Source organism: Novosphingobium sp. 9 (assembly GCF_025340265.1).
GTDB lineage: Bacteria > Pseudomonadota > Alphaproteobacteria > Sphingomonadales > Sphingomonadaceae > Novosphingobium.
Map to the genome: position 1 here is coordinate 1,397,907 of NZ_CP022707.1, position 17,774 is coordinate 1,415,680.

Consider the following 17,774-nt stretch of genomic DNA (forward strand, 5'->3'; position numbering starts at 1 on the left):
GCGACGATACGCAAAGATTGCACCGGCTTGCGGGCCAGCGTAATCAGATGGGCGTAGTCGGGGCAGTGGAAAACCGCTGCCGACGGATGCGAGCAACGGGGAAGAGGATAGGCCATGGGGCTGCAGACGCGTGTGCGTGCGGGTTGGGGGTACTGGCTGGTGGCCGTGCTGGCGCTCTTGTGGAACGCCTTCGGCTGTCTGGACTTCTGGATGACGTTGACGCGCGACCCCGCCTATATGGCGCAGATGCCGCCCGATATGATCGACTGGCTGAATGCAGCGCCTGCGTGGATCTATGCCACATGGGCGGCGGGCGTGGGCGGCGGCGTGCTGGGGGCACTGCTGCTGCTGGCCCGCTCTCGCTGGGCGATCGGGGCTTTCGCGATCTCGCTGGTGGGACTGGCTGTCAATCAGGCGTGGCAACTGACTGGCGACATGCCCGCCTCGATGCACAGCCCCGGCAATCTGGCGATGACCGCGACGATCTGGGTCGTCGCGGTGGCATTGCTGTGGTTTTCGGTGCGGATGCGCGCGCGTGGCGTGCTGCGCTGACGATTAGCGCGGGGCGCGAGCCTTCTGGCGCAGCAGGCGAACGTAGGTATCGGCCACGGCCTGATTGATGCGGTCCCAACTGAATTCGAGGCTGCGCGCCTCGCCTGCGGCACCATGGGCGGCGCGCAGGGCGGGGTCTTCGATATAGGCGCGGATCGCCTCGGCCATCTGGTGGATCGCACCCGGCGGCAGCAGGCGCCCCGAAACGCGATCGTCGACAAGGCTCTGGCTGCCGGTCGCGGCGGCGGCGACCACGGGCAGTCCGCAGGCCATGGCTTCCAGAGTGACGTTGCCGAAGGTCTCCGTCACCGACGGGTTGAACAGCATGTCCATCGAGGCGACCGCGCGGCCAAGGTCTGCGCCCTGCTGGAAGCCCACGAAAGCGGCACCGGGAACGCGCTCCTCGAACCAGTCGCGCGCGGGGCCTTCACCGATCACCAGCACGCGATAGGGAATGCCGCGCTCGCGCAGTTCGTCGAGGGTATCGGCGAAGACGTCGAGGCCCTTTTCCATGACCAGGCGCCCCAGGAAGCCGATGGCGATCTCGTGGTCGGCGATGCCGTGACTGCGGCGCCACGCCAGATCGCGGCGGCCGGAATGGAAGATCTCGCGATCCACGCCGCGCGACCAGATCGACACGTCATAGTTCATGCGCTGCTCGCGCAGCACTTGCGCCATAGATTCGGACGGGGCCACCAGCGCATCGCAGCGGCGGTAGAACCGGCGCAGTGCCGCTTCCATCACCGGCTCCAGCCAGGCCATGTTGTAGTAGCGAAGGTACGTCTCGAAACGGGTATGGACCGAGGCGAGCACCGGCAGGTCGCGGTCACGCGCCCAGGTCAGCGCCTGATGGGCGACCGGATCGGGCGAGGAGACATGCACCACGTTGGGCGCGAAGGTGGCGAGGTCGCGCCGGGCCTTGCCCGAGATCGAGAGTGGGAAGCGATATTCCGAACGCGTCGGGATCGGAACCGCGCGTACGCCGACAAGGTCGCCGGTCGGTTCGAACGCAGGATTGGCGACGGTCGGGGCGTAGACGCGCACTTGCGCACCCTGACGCAGCAGATAGCCGACAAGGCGGTTGAGGGCCTGGTTGGCGCCGTCGCGAACGTAATTGTAGTTGCCCGAGAACAGGGCGATGCGAAGGTCGGCGGTATTCATACGCGCGTCCCATAGCGGCCCGTCGCCCGCTTGGCGAGGCGGCACGGTGTCCGCAATGGTATGCAGGGCGACACGATTGTGGATCGTTGCAAATTCGTCACGTACTCGGAGACCGGGCCGGAGTGGCCGATATGAACAAGGCCCCCGTATCGCACCGATACGGGGGCCTGAGTATTCTTGAGGTTACGCACTTGGGGATTCGCCGGGTTGATTTCCCGGTCGGTCTGATCCTGTGTGTTCCTGCTGCCAGCGCTTAGCGGCGCCAGTGGCCGCGGTCGTGGTCGTCATGGCCGTGGTTCCAGGCACCGCGGTCGTGACCGCGATCCCAGTCGCGGCGGTCATGGCCGCGATCCCAGCCGGGGCCGCGTCCACGGTCCCAGCCCGGACCGCGCTGCCAGCCGCGCGGTTCGCCATACCAGCGACCGCTGTAGTAGTGATCGCGATAGTACGGCGCGTAATAGCGGTCATAGTAGCGATCCTGATAGTAGCGGCGGGGTGCACCGTCGTAATAATAGTAGTAGCCGGGACGGCCCTCGACGCGCACATAGTGACGGCGGGCATAGTAGTCGCGATCGTAGTAATAGCGATCGCCACGGTCGGCGATGGCGGCGCCCACGGCAAGGCCGAGGATACCGGCGCCAATGGCGATGCCGGTGTTATCGCGATGGCGATAGGGCTGGGCCATGGCAGGCGTCACGGCGGTCAGCGCGGTCGCGGCCAGTACCGTCGAAAGACCGATCTTGGTGAGTAGCGTCTTCATAATCTGTGCTCCCTTCCGTTGCCAGTCCGAGTACGGCGCGTCGGCGGGCGAACCTTGTGTAGGTGTGATGTCCAAATGGGGTTCGTCCAGTGAACCCCAACTTAACCTTGCGACAATCTGCGACAAATCGAGGGGCGTGTTGCGCCAGTCTGTTGTTCGCCATCGTTTCGATGGTGCTGTCGTCGTCTTGGCGGGGCGCGAAAGCTCATGGTTTCAGCGTCTTCGCGAGGCAGCGCCCGGTTCCCGCAGTAGGGGAGAACGGGAACCGGGCGCCTCGTGAGCCGGGGGGAAGTCGGGCTAACCCTGTCTTCCCCGGCTCCTCAGGAGGGGTCAGTAACCGCGACGGTAGTTGTCGTAGTTGCGGCCATAGCCGTCGCGGTGGAAGCGGGCGTAATCGTCGCGCGAGTGGCGGCCACCGTCACGGTCCCAGTAGTAGCCGTCGCGATAGTACCAGCCGTCGGTATAGACGGGTTCGGCATAGACCGGCTCGGCATAGCCGCTGTCGTAATAGCGGTCGTCGCGGTAGTGGTCGCGGTTCGAGGACGAGGCGGCGATGGCGCCGACGGCGAGGCCAAGGATGCCCGCGCCAATGGCGACGGCGGCGGTGTTGTCGCCCCGGCCGTGATATCCGCCGTAAGGGTGTGCCATCGCGGGGGTTGCGGTAGCAACGACAGCAGTGGCGGCAAGGGCGGTGGCGAGGGTCGCCTTCCGGAAAATGGTCATGGTCGAAACTCCTTCCTATTGCGAGCCCGGCGATAAGGCCGGGGAGCGGACGGGCCGGTCCGGATGACCGGGGTTTCGTCCGTTGTCGAAGATGCTTCTAGGCGAGTCTCGCTGAACGGGATTGGAGCAAGTCTGGCAGTTTCCGTTCAGGTTTGTATATCTGTGTATGAACAGAAGCGCGCCTTGCGAGGACGGGAGGAGACTTCGTGCACGTGCTGCGCGCAAACGAAAGAGGGCGCGAAGCCGAAGCCTCGCGCCCTCTTGTCTGTCATCGCCGCTCAAGCGCCGATATCGGAACGGCTGGGATCAGTCGTTCTTCTTGCGGCTCTGCTTCTTGCGCTCGTTCGGATCGAGGATCGCCTTGCGCAGACGGACCGACTGCGGGGTGACTTCGACCATCTCGTCGTCGTCGATGTAGGCGATGGCCTGCTCCAGCGTCATCACGCGCGGCGGGGTGAGGCGGATGGCGTCGTCCTTGCCGGTCGAACGGAAGTTCGTCAGCTGCTTCGACTTCATCGGGTTGACTTCGAGATCGTCGGTCTTGGCGTTCTCGCCGATCAGCATGCCCTCGTAGATCTTCTCCTGGGGCTTGATGAACAGCACGCCGCGATCTTCGAGCGAGTTCAGCGCGTAGCCGACGGCCTCACCGGTGCAGTTCGAGATCAGCACGCCGTTCTGGCGGCCTTCGATCGGACCCTTGTGGCTGTCGTACTTCTCGAACAGGCGGTTCATGATGCCGGTGCCGCGCGTGTCCGAAAGGAACTCGCCGTGGTAGCCGATCAGGCCGCGCGAAGGGGCCGAGAAGGTGATGCGGGTCTTGCCCGAGCCCGACGGACGCATGTCGGTCAGTTCGGCCTTGCGGCGCTGCATCTTCTCGACGACCGTGCCCGAGTGCTCGTCGTCCACGTCGATCACGACGGTTTCGTAAGGCTCGGTGCGGCCACCGTTCTCGTCGGTGCCGAACAGCACGCGGGGACGGCTGATGCCCAGTTCGAAACCTTCGCGGCGCATCGTCTCGATGACGACGCCAAGCTGAAGCTCGCCGCGCCCGGCGACTTCGAAGCTGTCCTTGTCAGCCGATTCGGTGACGCGGATGGCGACGTTGGTTTCCGCTTCGCGCATCAGGCGGTCGCGGATCATGCGGCTCGTCACCTTGTCGCCTTCGCGGCCCGCGAGCGGCGAGTCGTTTACGGCAAAGCGCATGGCGAGGGTCGGCGGATCGATCGGCTGAGCCTTGATCGGCACAGTGACCTGCGGATCGGCGATGGTGTTGGCGACGGTCGCCTTCTCAAGGCCGGCCAGCGCGATGATGTCACCGGCGCGCGCTTCGTCCACGGGAACGCGGTCGAGGCCACGGAACGAGAGCACCTTGGTGGCGCGGCCCACTTCGATGACCTTGCCGTCCATGTCGAGGGCGCGGATCGGGTCGTTGACCTTCAGCGTGCCCGACTGGACGCGGCCGGTCAGCACGCGGCCCATGAAGTTGTCGCGGTCCAGCAGCGTCGCCAGGAACGAGAACGGCGCATCGACGTCGAGATCGGGCGCGGGAACGTGCTCGACGATCTTCTCGAACAGCGGGGTCAGGGTGCCTTCGCGCAGGTCCGGATCGTAGCTGGCGTAGCCGTTGCGGCCCGAGGCGTAGAGCACCGGGAAGTCGAGCTGCTCGTCGTTGGCGTCGAGGCTGACGAAGAGGTCGAACACTTCGTCGAGCACTTCGGCGTGACGGCCATCGGGACGGTCGATCTTGTTGACGACGACGATCGGCTTGAGGCCGAGGCCCAGCGCCTTGCCGGTCACGAACTTGGTCTGCGGCATCGCGCCTTCCGACGAGTCGACCAGCAGAACGACGCCGTCGACCATCGAGAGGATGCGCTCGACTTCGGCACCGAAGTCGGCGTGGCCGGGGGTGTCGACGATGTTGATGCGATAGCCGTTCCACTCGATCGAGGTCGGCTTCGCGAGAATGGTGATCCCGCGCTCCTTTTCGAGGTCGTTGGAGTCCATCGCGCGCTCTTCGACGCGCTGGTTGTCGCGGAAGGTGCCGGACTGGCGGAACAGCTGGTCGACGAGCGTGGTCTTGCCATGGTCGACGTGCGCAATAATCGCGATATTGCGCAAGGGAAGCGGGGCGGACATGCGTTTTGCCTTCGGTATGGAGGGGCAGGACGGTGCGTCGCTGCACCGCAAAATCCGCGCGCCCTTAGCGCAAGAGTGCCTGCACGGCAAGTCCGGGGCGGCGGGGCGCTCCCGACAGGGACGGGCCAAAAAGGCTGCGGTCGGGCGTGGGCGGCGGCATCGGGGCGCTGTCCTCTGGCTCCCCCGCGATGTTGCGCTTGCGTGATACGATTCGGAAATGCTTTGAAATTTCGGGTGCCTTGTGAAACAACTTCGCGCTGAGAAAGGCCATCGCCCAAGATGGCCTTGTCGCACGAACGGGGGAAAGATCATGGTGCCTTACGGCGGTTTCTGGTGGCGGGTCCTCGCCTATTTCATCGACGCGATCGTGATGCAGGTGGTGATGAGTGTCCTGGGCGCCATCATGGGCGTTGGAATCGGTCTGGGTTCGGTAATGGGCGGCATGGACCAGACCGGCGCGAACTTCGCCATCATCGCCCTGACGACCAGCATCAGTCTGGTGCTCAGCTGGCTCTACTTCGCAATCATGGAAAGTTCGCCCACACAAGGCACGCTGGGCAAGATGGCAGTCGGTCTGGTCGTGACGGACGAGTTTGGCCAGCGCATCGGCTTCGGCAGGGCGACCGGGCGCTATTTCGCCAAGATCCTCTCCAGCCTGATCCTGTGCATCGGCTACATCATGGTCGCCTTCACCGAGCGCAAGCAGGGCCTGCACGACATCGTGGCGCGCACGCTCGTCTACAAGACGCGCGATCCGAAGCTGGTCGCGATGGATGAGCGGGTGTTTGCGTAAGGGGCATGCAAATGTCGCCTTACGGAGGGTTCTGGTGGCGCGTGCTGGCTGCCGCCGTGGATGGGCTGGTGCTCCTTGCGCTGGGCACCGTGCTGCGGCTTGCGCTGGGCGACGGATACCCGCCCTTATGGACGCGGGTCGGTGGTTCCGTCGTCCATTTGGCTGCGCTTCTCAAGCGGACCGGCCTGCTGTTGCTGCTGCACTGGCTCTATTATGCGCTAACGGAGAGCTCTTCATGGCAGGCGACGCTCGGCAAGCTGGCGGTTGGGTTGGTCGTGACCGACGAGGCTGGCCGCAGGATCAGTTTTGCCCGTGGCACCGGGCGCTATTTCGCCAAGGTGCTCTCCGGGCTGGCTTTGTGCGTTGGTTACCTGATGGTCGCTTTCACACAGCGCAAGCGTGGATTGCACGATATTCTGGCTGGAACGCTTGTTTTCAGGACGCGTGATCCGCACCTCTTGGGCCTGAATGGTTGCAGTTTTCGCGTGAAGGGGGAGCGATGAAGTTTCGGCAAAGCGTGCATTTCGCCGCGCTTTGCGGTTGCAAACAATTGCTTTGCTGCATGTGGGCGACGCTATGCCCTATCTGGAAGGATTGAAGACGGGACGTTCCAGATGACTATCAATTACCGCAGCTTCGGGTTTCAGGTGCTTGTCGGCATGGTCGCAGGGCTTGCGCTCGGTGTGGCCGCGCGGGCGATCGGACCGGCTGGCGGCGGTGATCTGAACTGGCTGGCGGTGACGCTGAAGACGTTGGGCAGCGTCTTCGTCACGCTGCTGAAGGCGGTGGTGCCGCCGCTGGTGTTCACCGCCATCGTCGCCTCGATCGCCAACTTGCGCGCGCTCGACAATGCCGCGCGGTTGGCGGGGCAGACGCTGCTGTGGTTCGCGATCACCGCGCTGATCGCGGTGTCCATCGGCATCGCCATCGGCCTCGTGTTCCAGCCGGGCGTGGGCATCGGCCCTGCCGCAACGCCGCCGACACGCCCCGATTCGGTGGGCGGCTGGCTCGACTTCCTGACAGGTCTCGTCCCCGGCAACAGCCTCGCGCTGACCGGCTCCAGCAAGCTGACGGCGGACGGCGGCGTGTCCACCAGCCTCTCGTTCAACGTGCTGCAACTCCTGGTAATCTCCATCGCGGTGGGCCTCGCGACACTGAAAGTGGGCGAAAAGGCCGAGCCGTTCCTCGCCTTCGTGCGCTCGTTCCTGGCGGTGGTCCGCGCGATCCTGGGCTGGATCATCCGCCTGACGCCGATCGGATCGGCCGCGTTGATCGGCACGGCGGTCGCGACCTATGGCTGGGAAGCGCTGGCGCGTCTGGGCACGTTCACCGCGACGATCTACCTCGGCCTCGCGCTGGTGCTGCTGGTGGTCTATCCGCTGCTGCTGCTGGCCCATGGCCTGAGCCCGCGCGCGTTCTTCGCCAAGGCCTGGCCGGCGATCCAGCTGGGCTTCGTCTCGCGCTCGTCGGTCGGCACCATGCCCGTCACCGAGACCGTGACCGAGCGCCTTGGCGTTGAGAAGGGCTATGCCGCCTTCGCGATCCCGCTGGCCTCGACCACCAAGATGGACGGCTGCGCCTCGATCTATCCGGCGCTCTCGGCGATTTTCGTGGCGGGCTTCTACGGCATCCATCTGGCGCCGATCGACTATCTGCTGATCGTGTTCGTCTCGGTCGTCGGCTCGGCGGCGACGGCGGGGCTGACCGGCGCGGTGGTGATGCTCACGCTCACGCTCTCGACGCTGGGCCTGCCGCTGGAGGGCGCAGGGCTACTGCTCGCCATCGACCCGATCCTCGACATGGGGCGCACGGCGGTGAACGTGGCAGGGCAGGTGCTGGTCGCCACGCTCGTCGCCAAGCGCGAGGGCATTCTGGACGAGGGCGCTTACAACGGTGCTGCTGGAGAATTGGCGGCTGCCTAGAGCATTTTCTGATCAGGCGGATCACCTGATGACTCGGAAAATGCGGCAAACCGCATTAGCTTTCGGTGCCTGATTATTCAGGACTTTGTGACAGCGCCGGGAACTGAAATTCCGTCTATGCCGTTCCCCCTGCATATGGCGCGCAAGCCTCGCGCGCCGCAGCGTCTGCGGGCTTTTTGCTGCAGCGCTGGCGGGAGACGGATGATGTACGAATTCCAGTCGGAAACGGTCGCGAGCGAAGTGACTGTGCGCGTCGATCACGGTGTTTCACACGGCGATGCTGCACCTGTCTCCAGCAAGAAATCGCGCGCGATCCCCGACGAGTTCGTGCAGGACACGCTCCATGCCTCCAGCCTGCTGCAACGCTCGGCGCTGGGCCTGCTCGGCAATGCCGACTGGACGCGGCGCTTTGCCAGCGATGCGCAGAACATGGCCGACCTGCTGCGCGCGATGGGCTTCGTCGGTGTGCCGGGTGCGGTGACGCTTCCGCGTGGTTAAGGCGTTTTCGAGCCGCTTCGGCCCGCAACTCTCGCCGCGGGCCGAACGTATCTTCAGAACCAGGCGCGAATGCCGATCACGGCGACGGGCCGGTCGGGATCATCGCCACTGGCGCGCATATAGTCAGCCGTCCGCCCGAAGCTCTTCTGCCATTCCACCCCCACGTAAGGTGCGAATTCACGGGCGACCTCGTAGCGCAGGCGCAGGCCCGCTTCGAGTGAGGTGAGCCCCGCGCCGGTGCGCAGGTTCGGCATGTCCTGCGCCGAGACATTCGCCTCGATGCGCGGTTGCAGGATCAGGCGCTGGGTCACGCGGATGTCGTGATCGGCCTCGATCCGTCCGGTCAGCTCGCCATGGGTGGAGAGGAACGCGCGAGCTTCCACGTCGAACATGTAGGGCGCCAGGCCCTCGATCCCGACCGTGGCCTGCGTGCGGTTCGGGCCGGGCGCGATCACCTCGCGCACGCCTGCCTGCGCATCGAACCACGGGCCGATGGCATGGCTCCAGAGGGCCTGAACCTCGGCGCTGTCGAGCCCGCCGTGGAAGGCCGCCTCGCCCTCGCTCTTGATCCACAGACGGTCGGTATCGCCGCCGGTGCGGGCATCGGCTTCCCATGCCCAGCCGTCTGTGCCTTTCCCAGACTGGGCCTCCAGCCGGTCGAGCAGGACCATGGTGGAGGGCATCGAGCCCATCTCGTGCATCATCGCCATGCGCGCGCTGGCCATTTCACCCGCCGGATAGAACGCATCGGCAGCGTGCGCCGGGCCGGAGAGCGCAACGGGTGGGGGCGGGCCTTGCTTCGGTTCTGTCGCGGGTGAGGCAGGCATATCCATGCCATCCATCTCCGACATGTCGTGCGAAGGAGCCGGTGACGCAGGCGGTTTAGGCCCGGCGTGCCCGGCATGGTCGTGGCCGCCCATGTCCATCCCCGACATATCCATGCCCGCCATGTCGTCCATCGACGTTTGATCCCCCGAGGTCTGCGCCATAGCGGAAACCGGAAGCGCCCAGCAGGCCCCGGCGAGCAGCAGAGCGCGGATCATGCGGCGCCTCCATCCATCGGACGCACCGAGACGACGTTGAACATCCCGGCCATCATGTGCAGCAGCAGATGGCAGTGGAACGCCCAGTCGCCCGGCGCATCGGCGGTAAGGTCGAACGCCGCATAGCCGCCCGGCAGCACGTTGACGGTGTGCTTGCGCGGCGCCCGGTTGCCCTTGCCGTTGGCAAGATCGAACAGGAAACCGTGCAGGTGGATCGGATGGGTCATCATCGTCAGGTTGACCAGTTTGAAGCGAACTCTTTCTCCGCGTTCGAGGCGGATCGGCTGGGTCATGTGCGAGAATTTGCGCCCATCGAACGACCACATGTAGCGCGCCATGTTGCCGGTCAGGTAGACGACGATCTCGCGCGTCGGTGCAGTGACGTCGGCGCGCGGTTCTGGCGCTTCGAGATCGGTGTAGACGAGCACGCGGTGGTCGACATGTTCGAGGCCGAGGCCCCGGTCGCCCATGCGATCGGCAGGCATCGGCGCGATCATGTCGACACCGGGATTGAGATCGATGCCGGGCGCATTGGCGGGATCGCGCATTGTCATCGAGCCATGGTCCATCTCCATGTGCGACATGCCGCTCATGCCCTGCATATCCCCCATATCGCCCATGCCCATGTCGCGCATGGTGAGGCGAGGGGGCTTGCGCAACGCTGGCACCGGCGCGGTCATGCCGGGACGCGTCGCGAGTGTCGCGAGGGCCATGCCGGAGCGGTCGATGCTCTCGGCCACGAGGGTATAGGCGCGGTCCTGCGGGGTCACGATCACGTCGTAGGTTTCGGCAACGCCGATCTGTATCTCGTCGGTCTCGACCGGCTTCACGTCGCTGCCGTCCGCCGCGATCACGGTCAGCGGCAGGTCGGAGATGCGCAGGTTGAAGATCGTCATCGCCGAGGCGTTGATGATGCGCAGCCGCACGCGTTCCCCTGCGCGGAACAGCCCGGTCCAGTTGGCGAGCGGATCGTGCCCGTTGACGAGATAGGTATAGGTGGACCCGGTCACGTCGGCGATGTCGGTGGGCGACATGCGCGTGCGACTCCAGCGCAGCCGGTCGGACAGCGGCATCGGCTTGCCCGAGGGGCTTTGCGTCAGCGTCTGCTGCTGGAAGTTGAACACATCGGGATCGACCTTCAGCTTGTGGAGCATGGCCATGGGCGACAGCGCGCTCCAGTCCGAGAGGACGAGGATCATCTCGCGGTCGCTCGCTACGCGCTCGGGCCCGGCGGGGTCGATCACCAGCGGGCCGATCAGGCCGGTGCCTTCCTGTCCGCCCGAGTGGCTGTGATACCAGTAGGTGCCCGACTGGTGCACCGGGAAGCGATAGCGGAAGGTCTCGCCGGGGCGGATGCCGGGGAACGAGAGGCCCGGAACGCCGTCCATCTGGAACGGCAGCACCAGCCCGTGCCAGTGGATCGAGCTGTCCTCGTCGAGATGGTTGGTGACGTCGATGGCGGCGTCCTGCCCTTCGCGAAGGCGGATCAGCGGGCCGGGGACGGTGCCGTTGACGCAGGTCGCCTGCATCGTGCGGCGCCCGACGATGAAGGGCGTGCGGGCGATGGTGAGGGCGATGTGCTCGCCCGAGAGCGTGCCATCGGCGGTGTTCATAGGCATCGGCCCGTTCGTCATGGGCCCGCCTGTCATCGGTATCGTGTGGTGGGAATGGTCGGTCTGGGCCATGGCCCAGCGCGGCAGCAGCAGCGAGGCGCCCAGCGCTCCGCCGATGGCTCCGGCGCGGCCCAGCAGGGCGCGCCGGTCGAATGCGGTATCGGTCATCTGTCTGTCCTCTCCGGTCGCACAGCGGCGCCGGGATGAGCATCTTCGTGTCCGGCGCGCCTTTAGGGGCGGGCCGGGATGTCGAGGCTCAGGACAGTCGCGGTGGGGGAGGATCGAGCGCGGCGGGACGGCGCAGGGCAAGGGCGGGAAGCGCGCGCGTTTCGGGGGCAAGCGGATCGAGTTGCGCCGGAATCGCGCTCGGCAGATCGGGCACGGTCACGCCCGCTGCCATCAGGCACGAGGCGAGGCAGTGCAGCGTTGCCGCCGCATCGTGGTGCATGTCGCCGGGAGAGGTGTCGTCGCAGCAGGGCGCGCGGGTCTCTTCGGACGCCATCGTGTGATGGCCGTGGGGCGCCATATCCATCGGTCCCATCTGCATCGGCGCCGCGCCCGCAAAGGCAGGGGCCAGCGCCAGCAGTAGTGCGCACAGCGCCATGACCAGCGCAACCGCCACCCGAACACCAGGCAGGCACGTGGGCGCGCTGCGGATCGGGGAAGGGCAGGCGATGCTCACGCGAGGGATGATCCTGAAACGAAAAACCGGGAGCGCTGATCGAAAGACGAGGGGCGGCAACTGCCCTCGGCCCGATCAGGCGCTCCCAGTGTAGCGCCGGTGTTCCGCTGCTCGCAAGGGGCTTGGCGCAAGCGGTCCGGCATCCCCGGTTCGTTATCGGGGGCCCCGGTTATTGCCCGGTGGTATTGCTGTCCTTCAGATCGCGTCGGAACGCGTGAAGCAGGGGCTCGGTATAGCCGTTGGGCTGGTGCGTACCCTCGAAGATCAGCGCGTGGGCGGCCCGGAAGGCAAGGCTCGTACATTCATGACCCGACATCGCGCGATAGGCCGGATCGCCCCCGTTCTGGCCATCGACCTTGCGGGCCATGCGTCGCAGCGAATCCTCGACCTGACTGGCGGAGATCACCCCGTGGAGCAGCCAGTTGGCGATATGCTGCGAGGAAATGCGCAGCGTCGCGCGGTCCTCCATCAGGCCGACGTCGTGGATATCGGGCACCTTGGAGCAGCCGACGCCCTGATCGATCCAGCGCACGACATAGCCCAGGATCCCCTGCACGTTGTTGTCCAGTTCCTCCCAGATTTCCTCGGCCTGCCAGCAGCGGTCCATCGCCAGCGGTGCTTCCAGCAGGGTATCGAGCGAGGCTACCGGCTCGGCGGCGCGGGCCTGCTGGCGCGCGGCCACGTCGCAGCGGTGGTAGTGCGTCGCGTGCAGCGTGGCTGCGGTGGGCGAGGGCACCCAGGCAGTGCTGGCCCCGCTCATCGGGTGGGCCTGCTTCTCGGCCAGCATCGCGTGCATCCGGTCGGGTGCGGCCCACATGCCCTTGCCGATCTGCGCATGCCCTGCAAAGCCGCTGGCAAGGCCGATCTGGACGTTGCGATCCTCGTAGGCCCTGATCCATTCCGCCTGCCGGATGCCGCTCTTTCGGCGCATCGGGCCTGCCAGCATTGAGGTGTGGATCTCGTCGCCAGTGCGGTCGAGAAAGCCGGTGTTGATGAAGAACACCCGGTCCTTCACCGCATGGATGCAGGCGGCGAGGTTGGCGCTGGTGCGCCGCTCCTCGTCCATCACGCCGATGCGGATGGTGTGGCGCGGCAGGCCGAGTATGTCCTCGACCGCATCGAACACGGCATCGGCAAAGGCGCACTCCGCAGGCCCGTGCATCTTGGGCTTGACGATATAGATCGCCCCCTTGCGACTGTTGCGGATGGACCCGCTGCCCCGGATATCGTGGAGCGCGATCAGGCTGGTGATCGCCGCATCGAGCAGGCCCTCGAACGCCTCGCTCCCGTCCGGCAGGCGCATCGCGGGCGTGGTCATCAGGTGGCCGACATTGCGGACCAGCAGCAGGCTGCGCCCCGGCAGGACGAACGTCTCGCCTGCCGCCGTGGCATAAGTACGATCCCCGGAAAGCTTGCGCTCGATCAGGGTATCGCCCTTGACGAAGTGGGCGGTCAGATCGCCGCGCATCAGCCCCAGCCAGCCGCGATAGGCGGCAACCTTGTCCTCGGCATCGACTGCCGCGACCGAGTCCTCCAGATCGACGATGGTGGAGAGCGCGCTTTCGAGCAGCACGTCGGCGATGCCTGCCGGGTCGATCCGGCCGACCGGATGCGCCGGATCGATCACCAGTTCGATATGCAGGCCGTGGCGGCGCAGCAGCAGGTTGCTGCCGCTGCGCCCGGCCAGTTGCGACGGATCGGCGAGTTGGGGTTCGCCGCCGGTCCAACCGGCCCACGAGCCCTCGCGAAGCGGGGCGGCTTCGTCGAGGAAAGCTTTCGCCCAGGCGATCACCCGCTGGCCGCGCGCCCGGTCAAAGGCGCCGTGCGGCGGCGGCGCGCCGTCCAGCGCGTCGGTGCCGTAGAGCGCATCGTAGAGGCTTCCCCACCGCGCATTGGCTGCGTTGAGGACGAAGCGCGCGTTGAGCACCGGCACGACCAGTTGCGGCCCTGCCAGCGTGGCGATCTCGGGATCGAGGCCCGATGTGCCGATCGTGAAAGGTGCAGGTTCCGGCGCCAGATAGCCGATCTCTTCCAGAAAGGCGCGCGGGGCACCGGTTCCCGCGCCGGGATGAGCGCGATGCCACTGGTCGATCTGGTGCTGGAGGCTGTCGCGCGTTTCCAGCAGGGTTCGGTTTTCCGGCGTGAAGCGCGCCATCAGATCGGCCAGCCCCTGCCAGAAGGCCTCGGGCGCGATCCCGGTGCCGGGCAGCGCGTCCTCCTCCACGAAGCGGGCGAGTTCGTCCGCTACGTGGAGCCCTGCGCGAGAGACGAGGTGCTCGGTCTCGAAGGGGGCATCGGGGCGTGCGCCGGATGCAAGAGTTGCGCTGGTGGCCATGGCTTTCATCCTCTCTTGGTCGGTTTTTGCTCTTTTACAGGGCTTTATCGGACGCTGCTTATCGAACTCGGCCCAGCCGGTGCAGCAAGTGCGCGTACTTCGAGGATTCCGGCAACTCGCCGATCTCGCGCGCATAGTGCGCGACAGCGGTGCGCAGCAGCTGGAAATCCTCGGTCGAGAAGACCGCGCGGGCACGTTGGGGTTCAGTCATGTCTAGTCTCCTTCTTCTTCGGTGGGGTTGTCAATTGAGGTATTCGCGCACAATTCACGCCGCGAACTGGTTCATCGTGTTGTCGGCACCGCCCGCCTTGAGTGCGGCTTCGCCGGCGAAGTATTCCTTGTGGTCGTCGCCGATGTCGGAGCCGGCCATGTTCTGGTGCTTCACGCAGGCGATGCCCTGGCGGATCTCCTGACGCTGCACGCCCTTGACGTAGCCGAGCATGCCCGCCTCGCCGAAGTACTCCCGCGCCAGATTGTCGGTCGAAAGCGCGGCGGTGTGGTACGTCGGCAGGGTGATGAGGTGGTGGAAGATCCCCGCCTCGCGCGCCGCGTCCTTCTGGAAGGTGCGGATGCGCTCGTCGGCTTCCTGCCCCAGTTCGGTGCCGTCGTAGTCCACGCTCATCAGCTTCGCCCGGTCGTAGCCCGACAGGTCGCGGCCTTCCGTGGCCCACCGGTCGTAGACCTGCTGGCGGAAGTTCAGCGTCCAGTTGAAGCTGGGCGAGTTGTTGTAGACCAGCTTGGCATTGGGGATCACCTCGCGGATGCGGCTGACCATCCCGCCGATCTGGCCAATGTGCGGCTTCTCGGTTTCGATCCACAACAGATCCGCGCCGTTCTGGAGCGCGGTGATGCAATCCAGCACGCAGCGGTCCTCGCCGGTTCCGGGGCGGAACTGATAGAGGTTCGAGGCGAGGCGCCGGGGGCGCATCAGCTGCCCGTCGCGGGTGATCAGTACATCGCCGTTGCCGATATCCGACGGCGCCACCGGCTCGCAATCGAGGAAGCGATTGTAGGCATCGCCAAGGTCGCCCGGCTCGCGCGTGAAGGCGATCTGCTTGGTCAGCCCCGCGCCCAGCGAGTCGGTGCGCGCCACGATCACGCCGTCATCGACGCCGAGTTCGAGGAAGGCATAGCGGACCGCGCGAATCTTCGCGAGGAAGTCCTCGTGCGGGACGGTGACCTTGCCGTCCTGATGGCCGCACTGCTTCTCGTCCGAGACCTGGTTCTCGATCTGGATCGCGCAGGCGCCGGCCTCGATCATGCGGCGGGCGAGCAGATAGGTCGCCTCGGCATTGCCGAAGCCCGCGTCGATATCGGCGATGATCGGCACGACATGGGTTTCATGCGTGTCGATCGCGTGTTCGAGACGCCTGGCCTCCATCTCGTCACCCGCCTCGCGCGCCTTGTCGAGATCGCGGAACAGCAGGCCCAACTCGCGCGCATCGGCCTGGCGCAGGAAGGTGTAAAGCTCCTCGATCAGCGCAGGAACGCTGGTCTTCTCATGCATCGACTGGTCGGGCAGCGGGCCGAACTGGCTGCGCAGCGCTGCGATCATCCACCCCGAAAGATAGAGGTAGCGGCCCTTGGTGGTGCCGAAGTGCTTCTTGATCGCGATCAGCTTCTGCTGGCCGATGAAGCCGTGCCAGCAGCCGAGTGACTGGGTGTAGGCCGCCGGGTCCGCATCGTAGGCGGCCATGTCGCGGCGCATGATCGCGGCGGTGTGGCGCGCGATGTCGAGCCCGGTGCGGAAGCGGTTCTGCGCCCGCATGCGGGTGGCCGCCTCCGCGTCGATCGCCTGCCACGGCGCGCCGTTCCCGGCGATCAGCGAGGCAAGGCTGGTGATGTCGGTCTGGTAGGTCATCGGGCACTCTCTTGTTGCGAGAAACTGTGCCTCGGGAGGTGCCACGGGTTTGTGCGGAGCGACATGCGTTGCGGTGTGGAGATGTCAAACTTTACAAAACTGGATTGTAATGTTGTAATGATGTGAACAGCTATTTGCTGGAAAATGCCTGAAGGGGGCATTTCAGTTCGGCACCAGCCCTCTCCCCCACCCTACCACCCGCAGGATATTACCGTTGGGTGGTAGGGTGGGGAGAGGGCCGGTGCCGCCCAAATTCGGCTGCGCCGAATTTGCAAACCAGACCGGGAGTAACCGATGGCGCGCAAGTCGATCTATATGGGGCCGCGCCTGAAGCGGGTGCGGCGCGATCTGGGGCTGACGCAGGCGGACATGGCCGAAGGGCTGGAGATTTCTGCCTCCTACGTCGCGCTGATGGAGCGCAACCAGCGCCCGGTGACGGCGGAATTGCTGCTGAAGCTGGCGGCGAACTACCGCATCGACATTGCCGATCTGGTCGATGGTGGCACCGACGAAGCCTCGGCGCGGTTGCAGGCGGTGCTCAAGGAGCCGATGTTCGCGGACATCGACCTGCCCGCGCTCGACGTGGAGGACATCGCCACCAGCTATCCGGGGTTCGCCGAGGCGCTGCTGCGGCTGCACACCTCCTATCGCGAGGAGCAGCTGGCGCTCGCCGCCCGGCGCGAAGGCGAGGGGGAGGGTGGCGCGGCGCCTGCCAGCGATCCGGTGGCCGAATCGCGCGCCTTTTTGGCCTCGCGCCGCAACTGCTTCCCGGCGATCGACGACCACGCGACCGAGGTCGCGCAGGAGACGCCGGGGATCGAGGCTCTCGTCGCGCGGCTGGAGCAGCGCCACCGCCTGACGGTGCGCTTCGTCGATCCCGCCACGATCATGGGCGCGCGGCGCTGGCACGATGCCCATCGCGGGCAGCTGTTCGTCAGCCACCTGCTGGATGCGTCGGCGCGGCGTTTCCAGCTGGCGATCCAGCTGGCGCTGCTGGAGGCGACGCCGGTCATCACGGCGGCCTTGCGCGAAGGGACGTTCTCCAATGCCAATGCTCGGGTGATGACGCGCCGCGCGCTCGTCAACTACTGGGCCGGGGCTTTCGCGATGCCCTACCGCACGTTCCTGCGCGCGGCGCGGCGCACCCGCTGCGATCTGGAAGCGCTGGGGCGCGAGTTCGGCGCCAGTTTCGAGCAGGTCGCCCATCGCCTGACCACGCTCCAGAAACCCGGAGAGGAAGGCGTGCCGTTCTTCTTCGTGCGGGTGGATGCGGCGGGCAATGTCACCAAGCGGCTCGACGGCGCGGGCTTTCCCTTCGCGCACCATGGCGGCGGCTGCCCCTTGTGGAACGTGCACGAGAGCTTTGCCGAGCCCGCGCGAGTCCGTGCGCAGCGGATCGAACTGCCCGACGGGCAGCGCTTCGTCTCCATCGCGCGCACGGTCGAGGCGGGCGGCGGCAGTTACGAGACGCCGCGCCTGCGCCGGGCGGTGGCGCTGGCCTGCGCGGAGGAGCATCTGGACCGGCTGGTCTATGCCGATGCGCTGACAGGCGCGGCGCCGACGCCCATCGGTGTCGCCTGCCGCCTGTGCCATCGCCCGCACTGCATCGCGCGCTCGGCCCCGCCGATCGGGCGCGAACTGCGCTCGGACAAGTACCGCGAGAGCGGCGTGCCGTTCGCCTTCGCATCGGATTGA

The 17,774-nt window shown here is 66.2% G+C and carries 16 protein-coding genes; 6 read left to right on the forward strand and 10 right to left on the reverse strand.

The window, feature by feature from the left end; all coding sequences use genetic code 11:
• The first annotated feature begins 114 nt into the window (after nt 1-114).
• Nucleotides 115-552 carry a hypothetical protein gene (locus CI805_RS07115; protein ID WP_260927541.1) on the forward strand — a complete coding sequence of 146 codons (438 nt, stop codon included), beginning with the start codon at nt 115-117 and terminating at the stop codon, nt 550-552.
• 3 nt (nt 553-555) lie between these two features.
• On the opposite strand, the gene CI805_RS07120 is transcribed toward CI805_RS07115, so the two are convergent.
• From CI805_RS07120 to typA, 4 genes are all read right to left on the reverse strand, one after another.
• Nucleotides 556-1,713, reverse strand: a complete 1,158-nt coding sequence (locus tag CI805_RS07120; protein ID WP_260927849.1) for a glycosyltransferase family 4 protein — start codon at nt 1,711-1,713, stop codon at nt 556-558.
• A 253-nt stretch (nt 1,714-1,966) separates the two neighbouring features.
• On the reverse strand, nt 1,967-2,473 hold the full coding sequence (locus CI805_RS07125) for a hypothetical protein (protein WP_260927543.1): 507 nt from the start codon (nt 2,471-2,473) through the stop codon (nt 1,967-1,969).
• Nucleotides 2,474-2,803: 330 nt separating this feature from the next.
• Complete coding sequence (locus CI805_RS07130; protein WP_260927545.1) at nt 2,804-3,196, reverse strand: hypothetical protein; 393 nt, start codon at nt 3,194-3,196, stop codon at nt 2,804-2,806.
• A gap of 306 nt (nt 3,197-3,502) precedes the next feature.
• Nucleotides 3,503-5,332: a translational GTPase TypA gene (typA, locus tag CI805_RS07135; RefSeq protein ID WP_260927547.1), complete on the reverse strand. Its 1,830-nt coding sequence runs from the start codon at nt 5,330-5,332 to the stop codon at nt 3,503-3,505.
• A gap of 310 nt (nt 5,333-5,642) precedes the next feature.
• Here typA and CI805_RS07140 point away from each other — a divergent pair, with 310 nt between their 5' ends.
• From CI805_RS07140 to CI805_RS07155, 4 genes are all read left to right on the forward strand, one after another.
• Complete coding sequence (locus CI805_RS07140) at nt 5,643-6,125, forward strand: RDD family protein (RefSeq protein ID WP_260927549.1); 483 nt, start codon at nt 5,643-5,645, stop codon at nt 6,123-6,125.
• Between the two features lie 41 nt (nt 6,126-6,166).
• Nucleotides 6,167-6,628, forward strand: coding sequence for an RDD family protein (locus tag CI805_RS07145; protein ID WP_260927552.1), 462 nt, complete (start codon nt 6,167-6,169; stop codon nt 6,626-6,628).
• 111 nt (nt 6,629-6,739) lie between these two features.
• Entirely contained in the window at nt 6,740-8,047 is a 1,308-nt protein-coding gene (locus CI805_RS07150; protein ID WP_260927554.1) for a dicarboxylate/amino acid:cation symporter, read from the forward strand.
• Between the two features lie 201 nt (nt 8,048-8,248).
• Nucleotides 8,249-8,545, forward strand: a complete 297-nt coding sequence (locus CI805_RS07155) for a hypothetical protein (protein WP_260927556.1) — start codon at nt 8,249-8,251, stop codon at nt 8,543-8,545.
• Between the two features lie 53 nt (nt 8,546-8,598).
• Here CI805_RS07155 and CI805_RS07160 read toward each other — a convergent pair whose 3' ends face one another.
• The 6 genes from CI805_RS07160 to CI805_RS07185 form a co-directional block, all read right to left on the reverse strand.
• Complete coding sequence (locus tag CI805_RS07160; protein ID WP_260927558.1) at nt 8,599-9,588, reverse strand: copper resistance protein B; 990 nt, start codon at nt 9,586-9,588, stop codon at nt 8,599-8,601.
• Nucleotides 9,585-11,369, reverse strand: a complete 1,785-nt coding sequence (locus tag CI805_RS07165; RefSeq protein ID WP_260927560.1) for a copper resistance system multicopper oxidase — start codon at nt 11,367-11,369, stop codon at nt 9,585-9,587. Before CI805_RS07165 ends, CI805_RS07160 begins: the two co-directional genes overlap by 4 nt.
• Before the next feature lie 88 nt (nt 11,370-11,457).
• Nucleotides 11,458-11,883, reverse strand: a complete 426-nt coding sequence (locus tag CI805_RS07170) for a hypothetical protein (protein ID WP_260927561.1) — start codon at nt 11,881-11,883, stop codon at nt 11,458-11,460.
• Between the two features lie 169 nt (nt 11,884-12,052).
• The gene (locus CI805_RS07175; protein ID WP_260927563.1) at nt 12,053-14,218 is read right to left on the reverse strand and encodes a malate synthase G; all 2,166 of its coding nucleotides are present in this window, start codon (nt 14,216-14,218) and stop codon (nt 12,053-12,055) included.
• 58 nt (nt 14,219-14,276) lie between these two features.
• Entirely contained in the window at nt 14,277-14,429 is a 153-nt protein-coding gene (locus CI805_RS07180; RefSeq protein WP_260927564.1) for a hypothetical protein, read from the reverse strand.
• Nucleotides 14,430-14,483: 54 nt separating this feature from the next.
• Nucleotides 14,484-16,079, reverse strand: a complete 1,596-nt coding sequence (locus CI805_RS07185; RefSeq protein WP_260927567.1) for an isocitrate lyase — start codon at nt 16,077-16,079, stop codon at nt 14,484-14,486.
• Between the two features lie 294 nt (nt 16,080-16,373).
• On the opposite strand from CI805_RS07185, the gene CI805_RS07190 reads away from it, so the two are divergent.
• Nucleotides 16,374-17,774 carry a short-chain fatty acyl-CoA regulator family protein gene (locus tag CI805_RS07190; RefSeq protein WP_260927569.1) on the forward strand — a complete coding sequence of 467 codons (1,401 nt, stop codon included), beginning with the start codon at nt 16,374-16,376 and terminating at the stop codon, nt 17,772-17,774.